At 38.2% G+C, this 24096-nt stretch carries 19 protein-coding genes; 14 read left to right on the top strand and 5 right to left on the bottom strand.

The window, feature by feature from the left end; all coding sequences use genetic code 11:
- Positions 1-12 precede the first annotated feature (12 nt).
- Positions 13-1200, bottom strand: a complete 1188-nt coding sequence (locus tag FW781_RS13220; protein ID WP_149387849.1) for an FAD-dependent oxidoreductase — start codon at positions 1198-1200, stop codon at positions 13-15.
- A gap of 679 nt (positions 1201-1879) precedes the next feature.
- Here FW781_RS13220 and FW781_RS13215 point away from each other — a divergent pair.
- The 4 genes from FW781_RS13215 (at position 1880) to FW781_RS13200 (ending at position 6224) form a co-directional block, all read left to right on the top strand.
- The gene (locus FW781_RS13215) at positions 1880-3613 is read left to right on the top strand and encodes a sensor histidine kinase (protein WP_149387848.1); all 1734 of its coding nucleotides are present in this window, start codon (positions 1880-1882) and stop codon (positions 3611-3613) included.
- Positions 3591-4244 (top strand): response regulator, encoded by a 654-nt coding sequence (locus FW781_RS13210; RefSeq protein ID WP_172625724.1) that lies wholly within the window; start codon positions 3591-3593, stop codon positions 4242-4244. The genes FW781_RS13215 and FW781_RS13210 overlap by 23 nt, the downstream gene beginning before the upstream one ends.
- A 475-nt stretch (positions 4245-4719) precedes the next feature.
- The gene (locus FW781_RS13205; RefSeq protein ID WP_149387847.1) at positions 4720-5118 is read left to right on the top strand and encodes an ACT domain-containing protein; all 399 of its coding nucleotides are present in this window, start codon (positions 4720-4722) and stop codon (positions 5116-5118) included.
- A 158-nt stretch (positions 5119-5276) separates the two neighbouring features.
- Positions 5277-6224: an alpha/beta fold hydrolase gene (locus tag FW781_RS13200; protein WP_149387846.1), complete on the top strand. Its 948-nt coding sequence runs from the start codon at positions 5277-5279 to the stop codon at positions 6222-6224.
- 183 nt (positions 6225-6407) lie between these two features.
- On the opposite strand, the gene FW781_RS13195 is transcribed toward FW781_RS13200, so the two are convergent.
- From FW781_RS13195 to FW781_RS13185, 3 genes are all read right to left on the bottom strand, one after another.
- Complete coding sequence (locus tag FW781_RS13195) at positions 6408-6803, bottom strand: VOC family protein (RefSeq protein ID WP_149387845.1); 396 nt, start codon at positions 6801-6803, stop codon at positions 6408-6410.
- 149 nt (positions 6804-6952) lie between these two features.
- The gene (locus tag FW781_RS13190; RefSeq protein ID WP_149387844.1) at positions 6953-7768 is read right to left on the bottom strand and encodes a DUF4249 domain-containing protein; all 816 of its coding nucleotides are present in this window, start codon (positions 7766-7768) and stop codon (positions 6953-6955) included.
- A gap of 3 nt (positions 7769-7771) precedes the next feature.
- Positions 7772-10102 carry a TonB-dependent receptor gene (locus FW781_RS13185; protein WP_149387843.1) on the bottom strand — a complete coding sequence of 777 codons (2331 nt, stop codon included), beginning with the start codon at positions 10100-10102 and terminating at the stop codon, positions 7772-7774.
- Positions 10103-10514: 412 nt separating this feature from the next.
- Between FW781_RS13185 and FW781_RS13180 the strand changes: the two genes are divergently transcribed.
- From FW781_RS13180 to FW781_RS13160, 5 genes are all read left to right on the top strand, one after another.
- Positions 10515-11117 (top strand): TlpA family protein disulfide reductase, encoded by a 603-nt coding sequence (locus FW781_RS13180; protein WP_149387842.1) that lies wholly within the window; start codon positions 10515-10517, stop codon positions 11115-11117.
- Positions 11118-11155: 38 nt separating this feature from the next.
- Positions 11156-11719, top strand: coding sequence for a Crp/Fnr family transcriptional regulator (locus tag FW781_RS13175; RefSeq protein ID WP_149387841.1), 564 nt, complete (start codon positions 11156-11158; stop codon positions 11717-11719).
- Positions 11720-11818: 99 nt separating this feature from the next.
- Positions 11819-12208 carry a RidA family protein gene (locus FW781_RS13170; protein ID WP_149387840.1) on the top strand — a complete coding sequence of 130 codons (390 nt, stop codon included), beginning with the start codon at positions 11819-11821 and terminating at the stop codon, positions 12206-12208.
- A 94-nt stretch (positions 12209-12302) separates the two neighbouring features.
- Positions 12303-13091 carry an SDR family oxidoreductase gene (locus FW781_RS13165; protein WP_149387839.1) on the top strand — a complete coding sequence of 263 codons (789 nt, stop codon included), beginning with the start codon at positions 12303-12305 and terminating at the stop codon, positions 13089-13091.
- A gap of 129 nt (positions 13092-13220) precedes the next feature.
- The gene (locus FW781_RS13160) at positions 13221-16706 is read left to right on the top strand and encodes a glycosyltransferase family 117 protein (RefSeq protein ID WP_149387838.1); all 3486 of its coding nucleotides are present in this window, start codon (positions 13221-13223) and stop codon (positions 16704-16706) included.
- A gap of 188 nt (positions 16707-16894) precedes the next feature.
- Here the strand turns inward: FW781_RS13160 and FW781_RS13155 are convergent, their stop codons facing one another.
- Positions 16895-17707 carry a helix-turn-helix domain-containing protein gene (locus FW781_RS13155; protein ID WP_149387837.1) on the bottom strand — a complete coding sequence of 271 codons (813 nt, stop codon included), beginning with the start codon at positions 17705-17707 and terminating at the stop codon, positions 16895-16897.
- 132 nt (positions 17708-17839) lie between these two features.
- Between FW781_RS13155 and FW781_RS13150 the strand changes: the two genes are divergently transcribed.
- The 5 genes from FW781_RS13150 (at position 17840) to FW781_RS13130 (ending at position 23760) form a co-directional block, all read left to right on the top strand.
- A complete protein-coding gene (locus tag FW781_RS13150; RefSeq protein ID WP_149387836.1) occupies positions 17840-19162 on the top strand; it encodes a TolC family protein in 1323 nt (440 codons plus the stop codon).
- 4 nt (positions 19163-19166) lie between these two features.
- The gene (locus tag FW781_RS13145; RefSeq protein ID WP_149387835.1) at positions 19167-20231 is read left to right on the top strand and encodes an HlyD family secretion protein; all 1065 of its coding nucleotides are present in this window, start codon (positions 19167-19169) and stop codon (positions 20229-20231) included.
- Positions 20224-21816 carry an efflux MFS transporter permease gene (locus FW781_RS13140; RefSeq protein WP_149387834.1) on the top strand — a complete coding sequence of 531 codons (1593 nt, stop codon included), beginning with the start codon at positions 20224-20226 and terminating at the stop codon, positions 21814-21816. Before FW781_RS13145 ends, FW781_RS13140 begins: the two co-directional genes overlap by 8 nt.
- 189 nt (positions 21817-22005) lie before the next feature.
- Entirely contained in the window at positions 22006-23007 is a 1002-nt protein-coding gene (locus FW781_RS13135; protein WP_172625722.1) for a GlxA family transcriptional regulator, read from the top strand.
- Between the two features lie 105 nt (positions 23008-23112).
- Complete coding sequence (locus FW781_RS13130; RefSeq protein WP_149387832.1) at positions 23113-23760, top strand: DJ-1/PfpI family protein; 648 nt, start codon at positions 23113-23115, stop codon at positions 23758-23760.
- Positions 23761-24096: the final 336 nt, after the last annotated feature.

Below are 24096 nucleotides of genomic sequence, written 5' to 3'. Positions count from 1 at the left end.
TATTATAATTTTTTAAAGTGCTAAGAAATATTTATATCCTAATCGGAAAGGGGTAATGTCAAAATCGGTATGTCCGTCTAATGCGAGATCAGACATGATTTTCCCTAGGAAAGGCGTAAATTTTGCGGCCCATCCAGTAGCATAAATCACAATGTTTTTATGGTTAGGTACATAGGAAGGAGCAAAATCAATCAGTAATTCTTTATTGGGAATTGTACTTAAAGCGATAAGACATGTCGAGGTATATTCCGGTTCAGTGTTCAGGCCCGTCATATGGTTTTGTATCCATTGGGAAGTATAGGCGAGTTCCTTTGGGTTCGGAATCAATGTTCTGTCATTGGGCTCTTCCAAAGGCTTGATGACAAAATCCGGGGCTACACGGATATATTCCGGATGGTCCCATTCGACGGAAGGAAAACCGTAAAACTGATTACCGTTATCTCCCGTTGCATTCTGGAACACAAACCAGGTTGGATACTGTATGGCAGGATCGGTCTTTTTGAAATAAGCAGAAGACATATTCCAGTAAGTGGCTTCTATTTTAAAATCAAGCAGATTGATAACGCTGTTGATGTAGGGTCCAGGAATAATGGCCAGTTTTTTGGCGATATAAATTCCGTTGGGTGTGGTAAGCTCAAAAAGGCCACCGTTTTGTTTGATCTCAAGTACAGGAGAATTTTCTCTGAGCTCTACGGTTTCTTCTTTCTGACAAAGACTTAGAAGCGTTTCAATAGTTGCTTTAAAATTAATGCTGGCCCCATCAGGCTGAAACAGCCCGACATAGTTTGCCGGCAGGTTTTTGAAATGATATTGCTCTTCAATTTCCTTTGAAGTTAAGTTGGTATAGGGAACCCCTAAGCCCTCCAAAGCTTTTTCTGCTTCAGCAATATTTCCTTCGGTGGAATGTACTTCAGGATCACCAAACCAGAGTGTGCCTACTTTATCAAGCAATTGGGTATCTGTCTTTTTTTGAAGCTCATCCCAATAAGGTTCGGAATCCAAAGCCATTTGTACCATATATTCATCAGGATAAGGAATCCGGAACTGGCGGGATACTCCTGCAGAGCTGCCCAACTGATTCACAAAGGTATATTGTTCCAGGACCAAAGTCTTAGCCTGGCGCTGACCGAGGTGATAGGCTGTTGCCAGACCTATTGCTCCTCCGCCAATGACGATTACGTCATAGTTTTCTGTAATCATAGGTTATTTGTTTTATTTTTATAATCGTATTGAAGAGATACAGAGAAGTAAAGACAACAATAAGTAGAAATGTACCCTCACTGCTTGTCTTCAATAATCGAATACCACTTATGCGATAGTTATCTGTAGAGACGAATCTGCCGGTACATGTGCATATTCTGGTTTCCCGTTGAATGGGCACTATTAATAAGCATTTCAAAGTAACAAAGAAGAGGGTATATGTTCTTAGAGTGTAAATGACCAATTGTGGTATCTAGTAGAAATACTTAATGGTACAAAAACTTGTTCAGCAAGAGAATCCTGATCCTACAAAATGACTAAAATGATGAGTGTCATTTATTGTTTTTTCACATGTCATTGACTATTTGTTATTCGTTAGATACAATAAAATAGGCAGATACAGAATCTTTTAAAAAACTCCAACTTTTGCAATTGATATAAAAAAATGGATTTACGTAAATAAAACTGAATATTTATATGGCATTTTGATACAGAAAAAAATTAAATTATGTGGGTTTTGTCAAATATTCATTATTATAAGAAGACAAAAATTAATTTAACTTTGCAAATAAGATGATATACGGCTATTATGAAATTGTTGAAAATAATAGTATATTGTTGAAGGCTAATATCTCATGGACTTATGTAGTCAGGAAATAAATTTAACTGATAAACAAATATGAAATATAAATTCTTAAATTTTAAATTGAGAAAAGTTGTTCATTACTCTTTGATCCTTTGTATTTTACTGATACAGGTCATTATCGCCATATTTTTTTATAACGAATTTGTCAACGGGAAGAAGCTGAAGTTTATTAAAGATCAGCTCGAGGAAAGCCGTGCACTGGGAGGGCTGACAGACAATTCGAGGAAAGATTTTCTAGCTGCCCAGGAACATCTTCAGAAATATATGGCTACTCAGGATAATGCTGAGCTGCAGTTATATTTCCAGTCGTTAAGAAAACTTAAAACCAATTTTGATAAAATTGGTGAATATGAAAATACAAGTCCCAGACTGAAAAAGACTTTGGCACTTCATCGCCAGGATACTGTAAAAACAGCAAAACTGAAAACATTGATCGATTCAGTGTACCAGACCTCTCTGAATCCGCCTGCAAAGATAGAAGATAAGCAGTATGAACCTGCAAAGTATAAAAATGACTTTGAAGACCTGAAAATTCAGACCCGTACTTATGCCGATACTATTAAAAAGAAAGGTTTCTTCGGCCGTTTAAAAGATGCTGTAACAGGGAAAGTGGATGTTCAGAAGGAAAGTACGGTAATTACAATGACCAACAATAAAACCCTAGATCTTTCTCAGGTAAAATCCAAAATGGATAACACGATAAAGTCTATGGATAAGCATTATGCCGCTGAAGTAAAGAAGGTGCAGCAGCTTGCCGCTCAAAACCAGAAAAACAATATGCAGTTTTATAGTAATTTCAGTAAATTGCTTGTTTACAGTAACGGACTGATAGAGGTTTACGAAAACGCCATTAAGGATTTTAAAACAGAACTGGAAAAGGAATACAGCGAGCAGAGTTCCAATAATAACAGAATCAGGACCTACTTGGTATTGGGACTGATGATTCTAATGTTTATTGTATCTGTTCTGATCATGTATTTTACAAGAGTAGCATTTATATATGAACAAAAACTTAATGCTGCGAATAAAGAAATTAAAAAGAACCTTAATTTCAAAAATAGAATTCTGGGAATGCTGAGCCACGATCTCAGATCTCCGTTAAAAATTATCAATATTTTTATAGATAAGATCCACAGAACTACTGAGGATGAAACAATAAAGGATTATCTTAAATCGATCAAGTTTACCAACAGTACTCTGCTTCTGCAATCTAACCAGATCCTGGAATACACTAAAAATGAAAATGCTGAAAAAGAACTTATAAAATCGGTTTTCAATCTTAAAGATGAGATCAGTTCTATTGTGAAGGTAATTACTCCTTATCTGGAAACCAGAAACAACAGGTTTGTGGTAACAGACAGAATTCCTGAAGAGATAGTGGTTTATTCTGACAATATAAGAATCAACCAGATTTTTATGAATATTCTGGGGAATGCCAATAAGTTTACAGAAAACGGTCAGATTGATCTCGTGATGTCCACAGAACCCATAGGAGAAAATCAAATTTCCCTGATTACAATGGTAGGAGATACCGGAGTAGGTATATCAGAATCTGATCTTGGTAAAATTTTTGATCCTTACTATCAGGGAATGGTATCTGATGAGGTAGATAATCTGGGGGCAGGACTTGGACTTAACCTGGTAAAGGAAATCGTAGAGCTTTTCGATGGTGATATATCAGTGGAAAGTAAACTGCACAAAGGAACGAAAGTGACATTCAGGATCAATTTAAATATTAATAATAATGGAAACATCAATTCAAAATAAAGAAATCATTTTCCTGCTGGCAGACGATCACAGCATTGTGCGCCAGGGAATGGAAATTGTTATCAGTGATATTGTTCCCAATGCTAAAGTTTATCAGACTTCATCCTTACATCAGGTATTGGAGCTCATAGAATCAAAAGGCATTCAGATGGCTATCATTGATGCTCATTTTCCGGACGGAAACAGCCTGCATATTCTGCCCCAGATGAAAAGTGTAAATCCTGATCTTAAAGTTTTGATTTTCACAGGACTTGAAGAAGATCTGCATGGCCTTAAATTTATTAAAGCGGGTGCTAACGGCTATCTGAGCAAGCTGAGCGAAGAGGAAGAGGTAAGGGAAGCAATCACAGCTTTTATAGAGAAAGGAGAATATTTTTCAGATCTTTTGAGAAATCTTTTGGTGCAGCTTGTGTATAATCCGGATCTGATAAGCCCCCTCAACAGCCTTACCAAACGGGAACTGCAGATTGCAGAACTCTATGCCGAAGGATATGGAAATCTGGAAATTTCAAACAGCTTGAATATCAAACAGAATACAGTAAGCACCATCAAAAAAAACATTTTTGAAAAACTAAAGATAGAGAATATGGTTGAGCTGGTAGACCTCATTAAAACACATCATAAACTATAGTGGTTTGTAGGATATTTTTCACTTCTATTGTATCGTCAGAGAATTTGTTCATCGATAAATATCTATAAGCAAATCGAGATGTATCGATGGGGTTTATAGAGAATTTTATTTTGGAATGTTGTTCCTTTGTACTGTGAAATTTAAGTAATGAAAAAGTAGATGAGAAAGCTTATTCAGGTTTTAAATTTCATAACACAAAACAACAAATGATTATAACTATACAAGTAATAAACGATAGTTATAGGAAACACAAATGATGAAATTAATAAACACCGATGAAATTAAACGGAGTAATGAATAACCTTAAACAGGCTTCTTAAAAAACCAAATGAAAAAAACACAAATACATATAAAGAGGTTCAGTTGACAGGTTACAATTACAAAACAAAAAAGGAGGCGTACAGCCTTCTTTTTTGTTTTTTATCATTTGATAAACAGATGCTGTAATCTATGCCTTAGTTTTGTATTCAAAAAGATGACAGGAGAAAAAGATCTGGACGTTCTGCTTCAGAACATGGAACCGGTATTAAATCCCGGAGAATATGTATTTTGTACCGTTGAAGACCTCGGTGAGATACCGGATATAGAAAAGGTTTTGTTTTTCTTTCGGGAAGTGGAAGCGGTTACTATTGTTTTAAAAAAAGAGATTGCAGATGAATGGAGTAAGACTTACAGTTATATTGCTTCATGGATTACTCTGAATATCCATTCTTCCCTGGAAGCTGTAGGACTCACGGCAGCCTTTGCAAATGCACTGAAACAGCAGAATATCAGCTGTAATGTAGTTGCCGCTTATTTCCATGATCATATTTTTATTGCAAAAGAAGATGCTGAAAAAGCATTGAAAACGCTCCATACCTTGAAAATGGCTTAAGAAGTTTCAAAAAAATTATCTTACCCTTTCCATTAGTAATTTTCACCTTCAGAAATGTCTAATTGAATTCCTAAAATGTCTTGTTGATAAAGCTTTTGAGTGTTCTACCTGCTTTTGTGTTTTATGTTTGCACCATAATCAAACAAAAATAAACTACAATGAAAGCAATCAGAAAAATCTCAGCCGTTAGCCTATTATGCTTAACTCTTTTTACTGTGGTGACAGTTTCCTGCACTGAGGAAAATGAGCCTCCCACGGTACAGGAGATACCAAACAGGAATCACCAAACCGCCAAAACCCAATTCATAAACGTAAAAGGAAATGCCATTGCGTACCGGGTTTTAGGAAAAGATGATGGAATTCCATTGGTGCTTCTGCCGGGATTGGGTGGGTCAATGGATGACTGGGATCCAGCAGTGACAGATGGGCTGGCAAAAAAATACAAAGTAATTATCTTCGACAATAAAGGAGTTGCTTCTTCAAAAGGCACTACCCCCAATACCGTTCAGGCAATGGCCGATGATGCTGTGGATTTTATCAATGCATTGAATTTGAACAAAGTGAATATCATGGGATTTTCCATGGGCGGGTTTATTGCTCAGAGAATCGTGCTGACCCATCCTTCACTGATTAATAAAGTGATTTTAACCGGAACAGGTCCGCAAGGTGCAATCGGGTTGTCTAATCTACCTAATATTATTGCAGGAACAGCGGGATTAAGTCCTGAAGCTTCCTTCCTGAAATTTGGGTTTACAGAATCTACTCAGAGTATTGCAGAAGGAAAAGCATCTTTTGCAAGAGTTCAGCTTCGTACCACAGACAGAGATCTTCCGTTGAATGATGCTGCTTCAAATTCGCAATTTACGGCTGTACTGGCCTGGGCTCAACCTAACGCTGGTGCTCTTACAGAAATACAAAAGATCAAAAAACCTGTACTGATAGTTCATGGAGAAAATGACCTTCCGGTGTCTGTTCAGAATGCTAAAAATATGGCTCAGAATTTAGATCAGGCAGAATTGGTGATTTTTCCGGATTCGGGACATGCTTCTTTCTATCAATATCATGATACTTTTGTAGGGAAAGCCATTGAGTTTCTTGGGAAATAAAATTTAATATTTTTAATTATAACAAAAAGAGGCTGTTTCAAAAGTGTCATTCTGAATGAAATGAAATGGAGTGAAGAATCTAATATGTTCGGTTACTAATAAGATTCTTCCTTCGTAAGAATGACAAAATCAATTTATTTGACTCTGAGACAACCTCTTTTTACTTTTTACTGAAGGGGTGACTTAGCTGAATTTTTGGACAGCTTCCACGCTCACCGGAGTAAAAAAGTTGATCAGATTTCCATCCGGATCGCAGAACAGAAGTGATCTGTTCCCCCAGGGCATTGTTGTCGGTTCCTGGATAATTTCGGAGGCCATACTTTTAATTCTTTCATATTCTTCATCTACATTTTTAACCATAAATTCAATAATGGTTGATTTTGTTCCAGCAAATTCTGTAAGATCTTCTGAAAACATCTGCATCGTACGGATACTTCCGATCGCAATGGTTATGGAATCAGCAGAAAGCTCTGCAAAATCTTCAGTATACCATCTGGCAGTTGCTCCCATGATTTGTTCATAGAATTCTACTGTCGCTTTGATGTCTTTTGTAATAATTCTTAATGAGGTAAGTTTCATAAGGTATTTTTTTGTTTAAACTAATTTTAAACAAAGGTAACCGGTAGATATGACAACAGTTTGTCAGTAGAGGTTAATCAGTTTTATATTTTATGGAATGTAAGAGCGTTGTATAAAAAAATCCCGATTTAATCGGGATTTATAGTTGTTTAAGGAGTTACAGGCTGAATCACGAAAGTCTCCGTATCTGTTGTATGGGCGGAAAAATAACCCAAAGCTCCGTTATTGATATTGCTTGGTGGATTGGCTGGAGTAGCACCTCCGCCATTGCCCCCGGAAATCTGAAGCAGAGCACTGTAGTAAGTAAATATATTGTTATCTATAGACTGCATCTCTACATGGATTTTATCTCCTACAATCACTTCATGGTCTCTGCCTTTGTTATCGTCATTAGGCAGAATCAGTGGCTGTTGGTTCAGCATTCCGTTATTTACATTGTCTGAAAAGGTATTCATGTATTTTTTAGGAAGATCATTGATTGTAAAACTAAAAAGATAGCGGTTCCCAAGAGGCATAGGATCGGTAAAGACCGGTAAAAGGGTATAAGTGGTTTTGTCACCAAATTTGAACGAACTCTGTTCAAGCCCATCAAAATCAACAACTTCAGGCATACTGCTCTGAGCGGTATACTGTTTTCCTTCCGCCTGTATCTTCAGAGTATAGGTTCTTCCGGGCTGCCCCACAAAAGTGGTGGTCTGATACATTCCATTTCCTGTGTACTGAAGGGTTTCAGTTTGGCCGGTATCATCACTTAAAATAACCTGAGCTCCCGTTACAGCGGGATATTGATTAGGATCTGAAAAACTAACTGTTTTTGTAATTTTTACGGTATAAGGTCCCGGTTGGTTGGTTACATTTCCTTCGATGACAATATTGCCGCTCTGATCATTAAGATCCAGGTCGATCTCTTTTTCACAAGAGGTTAATGCAAAGAGAGGTAATATGATATAAAAAGTATTTTTCATGATTTAGAATTTGAAGTTATAAGTGATATTAGGTACCCAGCGGAACAAAGAAGTCTGCATCGCGCGTGTTGTTCCGGGATGGTCAGGATTGTCTTCAAAATTGATGGTATAAGCATTTTCTCTACCGTACAGGTTATAAATACCAAACGTCCATGAACCGCGGAATCGCTTATTGGACGTTGGTTCATAGGTTGCACTCAGATCCATTCTGTGATAAGCAGGCATTCTGTCAGCATTTCTGTTGCTGTACTGGAATATGGTCTGACCATTCAGCTCATATTTTCCGGTAGGGAAGGTAACGGCATTTCCAGTGCTGTAAACGAATAGTCCCGAAAAGCTCCATTTCGGATTAAGCTGATAAGTGGCAACGATGGACAGATCGTGGGTTTTATCCATTCTTGCATTATACCATTCATTATTATTAATTCCGTTGATCTTTCTTTCCGTTTTAGAAAGGGTATAGGAAATCCATCCTGTAAGTTTTCCGCTTTTCTTTTTGGCAATAAGTTCCAGACCATAAGCTCTTCCTTTTCCGAACAGCAGTTCACTTTCTACGTCAGATCCGGCGTCAAATCCAATCTGAGCCCCGTTTTTGAAGTCGATTTGATTTTTCATGGATTTATAATACACTTCAGCATTCAATTCATAATTATTGTTGTTGAAGTTTCGGCTGTAGCCCACACTGATCTGGTCTGCAATTTCAGGTTTTACTGTATAACTGCTTCCTATCCACTGGTCAGTAGGATTTCCGCTGTTGCTGTTACTTAAAAGGTGAAGATTTTGTGTGTTGCGGGAATAGCCTCCTTTCACGCTGCTTACCTCATTGATGCGGTAGTTTGCACTGATTCGAGGCTCAGGATTCACATACGTTTTTCCGAATTTTCCTTTCTCTAAGAATTCACTGTCGGTAAGTACTCCGTTTTCATACGTATTGAATGTGTCTCCTCCCAATACACTGAATAGGGCAAGTCGTACTCCGTAATTGATGGTTAACTTTTCCGTTGCTTTAAAATCATCATTGATGTAAACCGCGTTCTCCCAAGAGTATCTCGGATTTCTTGGAAAACTGCTCACCGTAGTACCGGAAGCACTGCTTGGAGTAAGAGTATGATAAATAGACTGAAGACCAAAACGTACAGAATGCTTATTCCCGGCAAACCAGGTGAAGTCCTGCTTAAGGTTCCAGTCACGTATTTTTGAATTTAAATCAAATACAGTATCATCATTTTTAAGACTTATTTTATAATCATAATTACTGTAGATAAAAGAGGTATTGGAGAATAGTTTACTGCTGATAATGCTGTTCCATCTTAAAGTGGCCGTGGTATTTCCCCAGTCTGTATTGAAAGTGTCTCCCAATCCCAGAACATCTCTTCCGAAATATCCTGAAAGGTAAATACGGTTGTTTTCGTTGATCTGATAATTGGCTTTCAGGTTCAGATCATAGAAGTATAACTTGTTGTCTTTATAATCTTTGTTGGTTTTAAGAAATAAATCCGCATACGTTCTTCTTCCCGAAACAATGAATGATGATTTTTCCTTCTGAATAGGTCCTTCTACACTCAGTCTGCTGCTGATCAGACCAATTCCTCCATTCAGGTTATAGTCTTTATTATTTCCGTCTTTCATTTTGACATCCAGTACAGACGAAAGTCGGCCACCGTATTGTGCAGGACTGTTTCCTTTAATGATGCTGGCGTCTTTTAAGGCATCACTGTTGAATGTACTGAAAAAACCAAGAAGGTGAGACGCGTTATAAACCGGAGCTTCATCCAGCAGGATCAGGTTCTGGTCGGTAGCACCACCTCTTACACTGAATCCGCTGCTTCCTTCACCGTTACTTTTGATACCCGGTAAAAGCTGTATGGTTTTCATAACATCCTTTTCCCCAAAAAGAACAGGGAGCTTTTCTATACTTTTTATATTTAACGTTTCTGCTCCCATTTGAGCGGATGTTAAATTTTTATCCTTTTTAACAGCGGTCACAACTACTTCGTCAATGGCCTTTGTGGTCTCTTCCTGAGGCAGAAGAGGGAGATCAAGTTTCATATTCTGATCTACTTTGATCTGCTGTTCAAAATCTTTATATCCCGGATTGGAAATAATGATGGTATAATTGCCTGCAGGAAGTGAAAGAGAGTAAAATCCATACTCATTGGCTGCAACGTTGATAGTGGGATCTTCACTTACTTTTACCGATACTCCGATTAACAGTTCACCGTTTTTTTTGTCTTTCACAGTCCCACTTACAGAATAGGTTTGCTGGGCTATGGCCAGGGTACTGAAACAGAGCGCTGCGGTGGCAGCGGTAATTTTTAAAAAGGATGTTTGCATTAGTTTATTTTAAAGTAGTAGATCTCTTGTATAGGAATTAATGTTTTGTTGATGTACGATTAGTTGGATGAACAGGGAATTTGTTACACGTAACAAATTAATTATGAAATAAATCCATTTAAAAAGTGGAGTGTTGAAAATGGTAAAAGCAAGAATACAATAAGACTGTTACATAAAAAATAATATTATGCATTGTATATTGATTTATTAATTGTTTTTTAGTTAATTATGTTAAAAAATAAATTATTAACGGTGTTGTGTGAGCTTTATTGCTGTTTGTTAGGAAAATTATACAACTTAACACATAAAGGGCTTTATTCTGCGGTCTGGAATTTTTTAGCTTAAAAACATTCCTTCAGAATTTTTGATCGGAATATTAGTCTTATCTTGGCTAAGAATTAAGAGGAAGAGTATGGAAAATGTAAAAATTTGGATCAGGAAAAATGGCTCTACTGCAATACTGACCCTATTGTTCATTATTGTATTGGTGAATAAAGATGCTAAGGCTTGGCTGATGAGACAGGTTGCTTCCACGGGAATCCTCAATTCCAGTATTTCAGAATCAAAAGAGCATCAAAATACTTCAGCACGGGTTTCTTATGCCGGGTTTACGGTGAAAAATGAAGATGGAACCGTTATCAATACTTCTGCTTTACAAAACAAAGTAGTTTTCATCAACTTCTGGGCTTCTTGGTGTCCTCCCTGCAGGGCAGAATTTCCCTCTGTGCAAAAGCTGTATGATCAGTATAAAAAAAATCCGGATATGGTATTTCTTACCGTAAATCTTGACGATAATGCTGATCTTGGAAAATCATATTTAAAAGAAAATGGCTTTACTATTCCTTTTCTTGTACCGGCTGGCAATATTCCTGGAGTACTTTATAGTGGCTCTTTGCCTACAACGGTTGTTCTGGATAAAAAAGGTAATATCCGTCTGCATCATAAAGGATTGGCAGACTATAGTAAAGATTCCTTTTACAGACAGATTGATGAGCTTTTGAAGCAAAAAAATTAGTTATTTAAATCGTATTTTTATATGATAAGAAACAGAATATGCTAAATCAGCTGAGAACTCACATTGAAAAAATAATCTCACTTGATGATGATGAATTTGAATTTATATCATCCTGCTTTACCTATAAAAAGTACAAGAAACATCAGTTTTTAGTGCAGGAAGGAGAGGTGGTGCCTTATAATTATTTTGTTCTGAAAGGTCTTCTGAAGCTGGTTTATACTGACGAAACCGGAAAAGAACATATTATCGGCTTTGCTATGGAAGATTGGTGGGAAACAGATTTTCCTGCTTATTATCAGCAGACTTTGGCAACAATGTCTTTGGAATGTCTTGAAGATACAGAAGTATTGTGCCTTCGGCTGGAAGACTACAAAAAGCTCTGTGCCCGTCTGCCAAAACTGGAACATTTCTTTCTGGAAAAAGCCTATATGGGATTTATTACGGCTCAGCAGAGAACCATTTCTATGATGACCACCGGAATAAAAGATAGGTATGACCAGCTTTTGAAAAAATATCCTTCTCTTGTTCAACGTGTTCCGAAATCCCTTTTAGCTGCTTATTTAGGAGTTTCCAGGGAAACTTTGAGCCGTCTTCCCCAGTAAAACTGTGAGGGAACTCACCCCATAATCGTGATCCGGATCACAGGGATTTGCTGTATTTGTTCTGCAATTTTGTGTAGTAACATATACAAATTCAATACAATGGAAAAAAGAACGGTTAACCCATGGAAATGGCAGGATGAAAGAAGCTATTCTCAGGCAGTGGAGGTGAAAAATGTGGAAAGCACTTTATACTGCTCAGGGCAGGCAGCTATTGATCCCGATGGAACATCCAGCGATATGGATATGAAATCCCAGCTGGAACAAGCTATTGCCAATCTGGAACAGGTGATAAGCACGGCGGGATATGAATGCAGTGGTATAGTAAGATTAAATATCTATACAACTTCTACTGAAGAACTCTGGCCTTATTTTCCCATTCTTCAGGAGTGGATTGCCCAACATAAAATACAGCAGGCAGTAACGATGCTTGAAGTAAATGGGTTATTCGAAACATTAAAGGTGGAACTTGAAGCCACAGTGGTGAAATAAGTGATAAATTTGAGTTAAAAGACAGACCTTCAAAATATAATTTGGAGGTTTTTTCTTACATTTATTTGTACCAATTAATATTGATCAAAATTTTATGAATATTCAACTTTTTTCTAAAAACGCTTTGGTGGGAGGGGCAACTCAGGGAATAGGAGCAGGAATTGCTCTGGAACTTGCAAAATGCGGTGCTAATGTTACCGTTATGGCCCGCAATGAAACAAAACTTAAAGATTTCGTTTCTTCTCTGCCGGTACTCCATCCGGAACAGAAACATGAATATCTGGTGGCAGACTTTTCGGACTTTGAAAATTATAAAAAGATTATAACAGGATATTTTAATGACCATTCTGTTGATATTCTGGTTAATAATACAAACGGTCCGGAACCGGGTTTAGCACTTGATAAAACTCCGGATGATTATCAGAAAGCGTTTGATCTTCTTTTCAAAACGGTTTGTGAAACAACGGTATTGGCTCTGCCTCATATGATCCAACAGAAAAGCGGCCGTATTATCAATGTTTCTTCTTTGTCCGTTAAAGAGCCGATTGGAAATCTGGCGTTGTCAAATTCTATCCGTTCTGCTGTCATTGCGTGGGCAAAAACTCTTTCCAATGAGATTGCACAACATAATATCACCGTAAATAATGTTCTTACAGGATATTTTGATACCGAACGAATTCAAAAACTGGTTGCCCATGAATCTCAGCAAAGTGGCGCTCCGGCGGACGAAATAAAAAGAGCAAGAGAAAATAAGATTCCCATGAAAAGATTCGGGCAGCCGGAAGAATATGGTCATCTGGTAGCTTTTCTGGCTTCAGAATATTCAAATTATCTTACCGGAACAAGTATTCCTTTGGACGGAGGACTGAATAATACATATTAAAGATTTAACCAATTGAATTGGAATAAAGCTTTTGTGACTTTGTGGTTAGACATAAAATAATTAAATAAATTTTCTTTCATGTAATAAACCCTTTCCTCCGGTTGTCATATACATATTGAAAAATAGTATATGAAAAACTGGTCTTTTAAAAAATGGAACACCGTACTGGGATGGTTCCTTTTCGCTGTTGCACTTGTCACTTATCTTTCAACAATGGAGCATTCCCTGAGCTTTTGGGACTGTGGGGAATATATTTCTTCTGCAGTAAAACTTGAGGTGACCCATGCTCCGGGAGCTGCCTTATTCCAGATTATGGGAGCGGTGGCGAGTATTTTTGCGCTGGGAAATGCTGAAAATTATTCTATTGTGATCAATGCGATGTCAGCACTATTCAGTGCATTTACCATTTTATTTCTGTTCTGGACGATTACCCATTTTTTAAGACGGCTTTTCAATAAAAATTTTGACGATATTACCCGATCTCAGGAAATTTCAATCCTGTTTGCCGGTGTTATCGGGGCTTTATGTTTTACTTTTTCAGATACATTCTGGTTTTCAGCGGTAGAAGGAGAGGTCTATGCAATGGCATCTCTGTTTATCGCGTTGCTGGTGTGGCTGATCACCAAATGGGAGAATGAATCTAAAGAGGCTGACAACGAAAGATGGATTATTCTTATTTTCTTTACTATAGGACTTTCTGTAGGCGTGCATATGATGTGTATGCTGGCTATTCCTGCCATATGTCTGGTATATTATGCCCGTAACTATACTTTTTCATGGAAGAGTTTCATGACTGCCAATCTGATTACATTAGGGATTCTTGCTTTTGTATTCAAGATTATCTTCCCTTTAGTGATGACAATGTTTGGAAAACTTGAGATTTTCTTTGTGAACGGGCTGGGACTTCCTTTCCATTCAGGGACAATTGTGGCGTTTGTTCTTATGACAGCAATCAGTTATTTCCTGATTAAATATGCGAGGAAAACAAAAAGAAAAGTTTATCAGACCATCGTTTTATCTTTGGTGTATATGATGATCGGTTTCTCCTGCTGGCTGGTGATTCCCATCAGGGCAAATGCCAATCCGCCGATGAACCTTAATGATCCGGATACCGCAATAGGTATGAGAGATTATTATAACAGGGTACAATATGGTGACTGGCCAACCATTTATGGACAGAACTACACTGCATTTCTCGACAGAAACGGTTTGGAAAAAGATGAAGACGGGAGTTACAAAAGAGATGTGACAGGAGAAATTTACGAAAAAGATGAAAAAACAGGAACCTATAGAAAAACCGGGGAACGATTTAATTATGTATTTAATAAATCACATATCAGTTTCATGCCGAGAATGTTCAATGAGGATAAAGAGGTTACTGCCAATTATATTGCCTTATATGGCGCTCCTGATTTCACCTTCAATTATGATAATGAAGAGGTAGCAGATAATCCGGAAGCCAAAAGGATTTTTGATGAACTGAGAGCGAAATATGAAGGAGATTCCATTACCGCAGAAGATTACCTGAAAGTAAAACCCTATGATCTTATTAAGGTACAACGGCCTTCCTTTGCTCAGAATATGGAGTATTTCATCTCTTTCCAGAACGGATACTACTTTGTCCGGTACCTGATGTGGAATTTCGTAGGAAGACAGAACGATCTTGAGGGACATATGGAAAATACCAATGGCAACTGGATCTCAGGATTTTCCTTTATTGATAATGCTTTGCTAGGTGATCAGGATCATATGCCTGCTAAATTTAAAAATGAAAGTACCGTCAAATTTTTCTTTCTGCCATTGATTTTAGGACTTATCGGTTTCTTTTTTCAGCTGAACAGGGATTTCGGGCGATTTTATGCTATCCTGTCGCTGTTTGTTCTTACAAGTATGGGAATTGTCTTCTATACCGGGGTAAAGCCATTTGAAGTAAGAGAAAGAGACTATGCAATGGTAGGTTCATTCTATGCCTTTGCCATCTGGATTGGCCTGGGAGCAGGAGCTGTACTTTGGCTGATTCAGTCTAAACTTAAATCTAATGCAGTCAACATTATCTTGGGAGTCGTGTTGTTGGGAATTCCTTTTATGATGGGATTCCAGAATTATACCTCGCACGACCGGAGTAAAAAGACAGCAGCCCGTGATTATGCCTATTCATTCTTACGTTCGCTGCCCAAAGATGATATTCTTTTCATTTATGGTGATAATGATACTTTTCCCGTATGGGCAATTCAGGAGACAGAAAGATTCAGGGATGATGTGAAAACGGTTAATTTTACGCTTTTAGCCACTCCATGGAATATAGATCAGGTCAAAAGAAGAACATACAATGCCAAAGGAATTCCGGGAGAGCTCACTCACGAAGAGTACAGAGATGGTGTCAACGATCAGGTTTATATGATGAAGAAAGAAGATTGGGAAGGCTTTTTCCAGATGTTGAAAGAACAGGGGGCACCAGACACGGCTTTCCAGGAGTTCAGAAAATATCTTACCCAGGATTCGCTGACGGTGAAAGATGCTATGAAGTTCCTTAAACTTAAATCATCCGAAAAAGATGAATTGCTGAAGATGTATTTCGGGGAAAAGCAGTATGAAAAATATAATATTCTTCCGGTAAGTAAATTTATACTTCCGGTAAATAAGGAAAATGCTGTAAAATCAGGGATCATCAATCACGCTGATCTTTCTAAGGCGGTAGATCAGATTATGATCAGTTATGAAGCCAATACCCTTTACAAAAGCAATCTGATGATGCTGGATATGCTGGCCAATTTCGACTGGAAACGTCCCATTAATTTCTCATCTGGCGGAATGTATGACAGTGAAAATATTTTTTATCTTGATGAATATCTGCAGTTTGATGGTTTCAGCTACAGACTGGTTCCTATTCGTACGCCTCAGAGTCCGGATGGAGATAAAGGAAGGGTAGATGCCAATTCTCTTTATCAGGTGGTGAAAAACTTCAGGTGGGGGAATTTTAAAGACCTCAGCATTTATTATAATGAAACGGCTACTTCTAATATTTTAAGCTACAGAATGTCGGTAAGCAGAGCTGTATCGGCACTTGTGACAAGCGGCCAGAAAGCTAAGGCATTAGAACTGCTGGATCTTGCAGCAAAAGAAATCCCGGTGGAGAAGTACAACGATCCACGGTCATTAAGCTCAATGGTAACCGGATATATTGTTGCGGGGCAGGAACAGAAAGGCCTTCAGCTGGCAGAAACCCTTAAGAAAGGAATATTTGAAGAATATGACTACTATCAAAATCTTTCTCCGGCATTTAAAGCAGCGGCCAGAAAACAGATGAGGGCAAAACCAATGGAATATGCATTAGTCGTTTCAGCAGTTACAGAGGCCTACAAAACATTAGGACGGAATGAAAAAGCATATGCCTATTTGCTAAAGTCAATGGAGCCGATTGATAAAAAATTCAGTGTTTTTATAAAAGGGCTGCAGCAAATGGGGAAAGAGAAAGCGATAAAAGAATCGGAAAATGTACGGCAGATCGCCCCTTTTTATCAATATCTATTCAATGTCATGGAACCTTTTGATTCTGCTTATTCCAGAAAAAAGGAAATTGAAATTACTGATGCCCTCATGAAAGCAACACAGTAAATTATAAGTAAGAAAGCCTTTAAATATTGTATTTAAGGGCTTTTGCTTTTGGGAAAAGGATGTTATTGTCAGAATAAATATGTTGGTGCAGATCATTTTCAAAATTCGGAGGCATAGCAAACACAGCTATTTTCCACTCTATGTTCACTGATATTTTATCTGCATCATCTTTTCCGGTGAACGCTGTTTTATCCTGGTGTGTTTTGGACAGGTTTATTACTCTTCCTAAGGTCTGAAGGTCTGGATTGTGTAAATTCGCGAAAAGTGTCACTAAAGGCACTGATTGAGCTGTAGCCTACATCATCGGCAATTTCATTGATGGGTTTGTCTGTATTTAAAAGTAATTCAATAGCTTTGATGATTCTTAATGTTTTCAGGTATTGAAGAAAAGAAATATCCATATCTGCTTTGAACAGCCGTGACATAGAGCGTTCACTCAGTCCGAATCTGTTGCTTACATTGGCCAAAGTAAGTTTTTCCCCGATATTCCATTCCAGATAAGATACAATTTTCATCATCTGTTTGTTGTGGGTGGCTGGAAGAATGATGGGGAGAGGCTGTTGATGTGTTTTTGGAAGGATTTTTTTTAAAGCCACCAGAAATTCAAAGTTTTCGTCTTTTGCGGTCACATGTTTTTCATCCCATACTTCCGTATACTTGATCATCTGAATCAACAGTTCTGATGCCGGATATATTCCCAGTCTGCTGTAGAAAGGATCTGAGAGGTCATCATGAGCATAAAAATAAAGAGAGCGCAGAACAGTGGCGGAGTGCCCGATTTCTAAAATATGTTCCAATCCCTGCGGAATCCAGAAGAAGTGCCGGGCCGGAACCACATACGTTCTGTTGTTGATCGTAATATAGGCAATACCACCTTCTACATAGCTTAGCTGTCCTTTTGTATGCTTGTGGAAAGGAATCAGTTTTTCTGACTTTTCGTGCATAACAAATACACTTTTGTCATCTTTATCAATATCAGGTAGTGCAGCAATTAATCCCATAAAAAAATATAAAATACCAAGGAGAATGCAAATATAATCATTTGGCCGGAATCATGTAAAAGTTGACTATTTTAGATAAATATAATTTCCAGATTGAGGATAAATTTGCAGTGCAATAATTCAAAAATTCAAATGAAAATTTATGTCGCCGGATTGCTGATGCTGGGAGTTTCCTACACAATATCAGCTCAGACAGGCAGTCCAACAAAGGATACCCTACGACTCTCCTTAAAAGATGCATGGCAGAAAGCTGAAGAAAACAGCCGCCACATCAGAATCAATACCATCAATCTTGACATTGCGGAAGCTGAAGTAAAAGATGCGAAAAGAGAGCGGCTTCCGGAAATAGAAGTTAAAGGTTCTGCCGAAAAAGCCTCCAACATTCCTATCTATGAAAACGGAATCTTTTCCAAACCCACCCAGCATGAAGTCATTCACACGCTATATCGTGCCGGAGCAGATTTTTATCTGAATATTTATAACGGAAACAAACTAAATCTTAAAATTAAGGAAAACCAGACGCTTCAAAAAATTAAAGACATCCAGAAAGAGCAGTCGGTTTCTGATATTCATTACAAAACAGCCGCTCTTTATCTTGAACTTCAGAAAACTTTAATTTTCAGGAACCTTATACAACAGGATATTGCCGATCAGAAAACACAGCTTAAAGAAATTCAGTCCCTTTATAAAAACGGGGTCGTTTTAAAAAGTGATGTTTTAAGGATTGAACTTGAACTTTCAAAGCGGAAGATGGCTTTGGTAACCATTGAAAATGATATTCTTATTGCTACACAAAAACTGAATATTATCCTCGGTATTCCTGATGAACAGATTGTCATTCCTGAAGCACCATTGAATCAATGGGATGAAAACACTCCTTACAGCGGCTATTTGAAACTGGCACTGGATCACTCTTTCAATTATCATGTCTCTGAACAGCAGACGGAACTGAGTAAGATCAAACTGAAGCAGGTAAAAGCCAATGTAAGACCTAAAATCGGGATGTACGGTGAATTTTACTATGCCAATCCGCAGATTTTTCTTTATCCCTACAATCCCTATTGGTATTCCTTGGGAATAGTAGGAATCAAGGCCTCTTTTTCCATCTCTTCTCTTTACCATAATACCTATAAAGTAAAAGCTGCACAGCTGGAATTTGAAAAAGAAGAGGAGGTACACAAGGATACGGAAGATAAAGTAAGGCAACAGGTGAAAGAAGCCTATCTGAGGTATCAGGAAGCTCTTGAGCAGATAAAGGTGGCAGAAGCCAATGTCACTCAGGCCAAAGAGAATGCACGCATTATTAAGAATACTTATTTCAGCCAGACTTCTCTTATTACAGAGCTGCTGGATGCAGATATACAGCTTCTTCAGACAAAATTTGAACTGGAAGCAGCAAAAATTATGGCACAGAACAATTATTATTTACTACAAAATATTACAGGCGTTTTATAATACAATGAAAAAAAAATATACTCCAACGGACAGACTGATCACAAAGATCACAGGATGGATTTCTGTCTTAATTGTTGCTGCACTTGCTGTATGGGGCGGCTTTACTCTAAAAAATTACTATGCTTATGAACAGACCAATGATGCGCAGGTTCAGGAATATGTAAATCCTATTATTTCAAGAGCCGGAGGGTTCATCGTAGCTGTGAAATTTGAAGAAAACCAGGAGGTTAAAAAAGGTGATACACTGCTGATTATAGATAACCGTGAATATATCCTTCAGCAAAAACAGACTCAGGCAGCTCTTCAGAAAGCCCGCGCCCAGCTGAAAGTACTGGAAAGCAATACAGGAACCACAGAAAAGGAAGCTGCAGCAGCAATGGCTCAGGTAGATGCCAATAAAGCAAAAGTATGGAAGCAGAAGCTTGACTATAACAGGTATAAAAAACTCTATGATGAAGAATCTGCCACAAAACAGCGGCTTGAAGATGTAAAAGCAGCTTTGGATGTCAATGAAAGTGATTACAAATCTTCCCAGGATAATTATGCTGCTTCGAGATCAAAAATAAATGATATTCAGGCAGAAAAAACAGTTGTTCTGGCAGAAATCGCAAGACTGGAAGCACTATTAGACCGTCACAAACTGGATGTAAGCTATACCGCAGTTACCGCTGCCTATGACGGAAGGATGGGGAGAAGAACCGTTGAAGCAGGGCAGATGATTGATGCCGGAGAAACGTTGGCATTTATCGTCAACAATGAAACAGATAAATGGGTGGTTGCGAATTATAAGGAAACACAGATCAAGGATATGCATATCGGGGATCATGTGAAAATTGTTGCAGATTCTTATCCTGACAGAGAATTTAAAGGAACTATTATCTCGCTTTCCCCGGCTACCGGATCGAGTTTTTCACTGCTGCCACCGGATAATTCTACCGGGAACTATGTGAAGATTGTACAGCGTATTCCTGTGAGAATAAAAGTAGACGGTACAAGAAAAGATATTGATGTGCTGAAAGTGGGAATGAATGTGAATGTATATGCCGACAAAAAACATTCTAATGGCTAAAAGACAAATGCCGTTTTTCAAAAGATGGGCACCGGAATGGCTGATTAAGATCATTCTCTTTTCGATGACTCTTCCGGGAATCATTATATTTTTTCTTCCTTTGGCTAATGTGAATGCCGCAGCGGGATATTATGGGAGCGAACCAGCGGATATTCAGTTTTCTGTAGCACTGTTTTATGCAGGGTATGTGGGATTTTACAGTCTGGAAAGACGGTTTTTCAGCTTTCTGGCTGCCAAGGAATATTTTCTCCTGTTTACCACACTGCAGATTCTGGCCTGTCTGATATGCTATTTTACCCGTGAAATTCATATCCTGTTTCCGGTGCGTTTCATACAGGGGATGTTATTTGCAGGAAACGTGAATCTTTCACTGACTCTGATTTTTACGAGACTGAGCAGTGAAAGAGGAAGGGAGATCAGCTTTTCAGTATTCTTCGGAATCCTGATCTGTGCACTGCCATTTAATAACCTGATCACTGCGGATCTTATTGATTCCTATAATTTTAATATTGTCTATAAAACGGCCATATTCTCTTATCTGCCAGGACTTATTTTTCTCACCCTTGCTATGAGCAATTACAGAACTCATGCGAGATTTCATCTGTATAAGCTCGATTGGCAGAGCTTTGGGCTTTTCAGTACCCTATTGGTGCTGATAGGATATATTGCCATTTTTGGACAGGAATATTACTGGCTGGAAGATAACCGGATTCTGGGAAGTGTTGTAGGAATTGTTGTTTTGGGAGGAATATCCGTTTTCCGTCAGCTGGCCATTAAAAGACCCTATATTGATCTGAGGATTTTTAAATACAGAAATTTCAAAGTAGGATTGCTGATCCTTTTTGTGATGTATATCTGCCGGTTTGCATCTGGAATTGTCAACAGTTATTTTGCATCGGAACTGCATTTGGACCCGTTTCATATTTCCTATATAAATATTTTTAACCTTGCAGGGTTGGTTGCGGGAGTGATAATTGCCTGCTGTATGGTGTTGCAAAAGAAAAATATACGGTATATCTGGGGCTCCGGATTTTTAATGCTGTTGATTTTTCATGGATTAATGTATCACTCTTTTGATGTTCAGGCTGATGAGTTTAATTATTATGCTCCGTTATTTCTTCAGGGACTGGGAGTAGGATTGATTATGGTTCCGACGATTATTTTTATTATTTCATCAGTTCCTGCCGTTATTGGCCCTTCAGCTGCAGCAACGGCTTTGGCAGTGCGGTATCTGGGATTTTGCATCAGCATAGCGCTGATCAATTTTTTTGAATTGTTTGAAAAAAGCCGCCATTATAATGCTTTTCAGGATCATTTAACTGCTGTGGATCCTGAGGTCAAAAATTTTCTTCATCTGCAGACCGCTAAACTTATTTCCAGAGGAATTCCTGAAGACAAGGCAGTAAAAGCGGCCAATAAGCTGCTGGTAGGAAGAATGAATGTTCAGGATCATGTCCGTTTTGCTATGGATTATTATGAAATGATGGTGTGGCTGCTTGCGGCTTCACTGTTACTGATTTTTCTTTTCCCCTATCTGAACCGTACGGCTCTTTATTTGAAGTCCAGGAGACTGTCGCCAGCTTAAGGGAAATTTTTAATATTTTGAAAGTATAGATTGTTAAGCTGATTTTATAGTAGAGTGCTGAGACTGCCTGATAAGGCAGTCTCTTTTGTTATGGCAGAAAAATGAAAATATTTTGGCAGGAACTGTATGTTTTTTGTCATTGCAGACAAAGAGCTTTCTCTCTACATTTGTACTTATACAGAACGAGATATGAAGAAAGAAGCAGAACATGCCGGGAAGAAAAACATAGTGCTTTTGGCATTGCCACAGGTGCAGCTGCTTGATATTGCCGGCCCGTGGGATGTTTTTACATCAGCAAACCGTTTTTTGAACAGCGGAAGGGAAGAATCCGGCTATCATGTTCATTTGGTATCCGGTACATCAGAAAAGATAATCTGTTCCGGTTCCGGAATGCCGTTGTCATGCAGTTATACCATTTATGATATTGACTTTCCTGTAGATACTTTACTCGTTGCTGGTACGGCCTTAAGCGTATTGGATGAGATCAGTCCCGATGTTTATTATTATCTTCAAAATATAACATCACAAATAAGGCGGTTGGGATCAGTATGCGTGGGAGCATTTGTACTTGCCAAAGCAGGTCTGCTGGATGGGCGACAAGTGACTACCCATTGGAAATTTGCAGATGTACTGCGGAAATCTTACCCCAAATTGGAGGTTAATGTTAATCCATTTTTTATTTGTGACAAACCCATTTATACTTCAGGAGGTGTTTCTTCAGGAATGGATCTGGCATTGGCACTCCTGGAAGAGGATTTTGGTAAAGCTTTAGCAGCAGAAGTAGCCTGCCACCTTGTTCTGCATTTAAAAAGACCCGGGATGCAGTCTCAGTTTGGAAATGCATTGCCGGAATATGAAACAATGTCTCCCTTTACAAAACAGGTCCGCGATCTGTTGAAAGACAAACTTGGGAAAACGATAACGGTAGAATACATTGCTGAATCTCTGAATATGAGCGCCCGCAATTTTTCCAGAGTGTTTGTAAAAGAATCAGGATTAACTCCTGGTCGGTTTCTGGAAAAAATGAGGCTGGATCAGGCCAGGAATATGCTTGAGTATACCGATATGAGTATAGAGATCATTGCTGATAAATGCGGTTTTAACAGTGGTGTTTCGCTGCGTCGTTTATTCCTTAAAAATATTTCTCTTACCCCGGCGCAATACCGGAAAACATTCAAGCGCACAGAATAGTCGTTTTTCCCTTGCTTGTTTACTATAAAACTGATGATCATCAATTGTCAGTAAAGAATAGTCATGCCTTTATCCCCAAATAATTATCTTAAAAATAACAGAATTATGAAACACATACAAAACAGTGAAACAATGAATGTAGCATTTTTAGTCTATGATCAGGTGGAAGTACTTGATTTAAACGGTCCTTTAGATGTTTTTGTTAAAGCAAATGTCATACAGCCTGACAGTTATTATTGCTTTACAGTCGGAAAAACAAAAGAGGCCGTATATACAGAAGCAAATACAATGACTGTTATTCCTACTTATGACTTACAGACCTGTCCAAAGCCGGATATGATTGTCATTCCCGGTGCAAACCCTGAACAGATTATGAAATATATTCAGGATGAGGATTTCCGGGAAACCGTTCTGAAATGGATTAAAAATCATTATGATAGGGGTACTGTTGTATTTACGGTATGTACGGGAAGTATGCTGTTATCCGGAACTGGTATCCTTGATGGTCACGATATCACAACTCATAGTATGCTGCTGGATGTTTTAGAACAGCGCAATCCTGAAGCCAATGTAATCCGGAATGTACGTTATTTGGATCAGGGACAGCTGATAACCACTGCAGGAATTACAGCCGGAATTGATGCTGCCCTCTACCTTATTGGAAAGCGCCTGGGGCAGGAAACCGTTGATACTATCGTTACGCTTTTTGAATACCAGAATACGCTCTGCCTCCCTACCGAAAATGATAGGTAGTATCTTAGTCATTAATTGACTTATTTATTAACTGTCTTAGCAACTAAGTTATATTTATTTTTTATGTCCAAAAAATTGGTTTATCCGGAATTCCCATTATTCCTAAGATTTTATTGAAAAAAAATAATTAACGTAATTAATTTATAAACAGGTGTTTGACTTTTCGGTTGTGAATTTTATTGTAAAAAGGCTTGGAAAAGTTTGGAATTTAAGGCTGTTTTTCTATCTTTGCAGTCCCTTAAACAAAGGGATTAACTTGAAAAAGTAAGTGGCCGACTCGGTAGCTCAGCTGGTAGAGCAATACACTTTTAATGTATGGGTCCTGGGTTCGAATCC

Source organism: Chryseobacterium panacisoli, from assembly GCF_008274625.1.
GTDB classification, from domain to species: domain Bacteria; phylum Bacteroidota; class Bacteroidia; order Flavobacteriales; family Weeksellaceae; genus Chryseobacterium; species Chryseobacterium panacisoli.
Note: the sequence above shows the minus strand (reverse complement) of the source record. Positions and strands in the feature narration are given on the sequence as shown.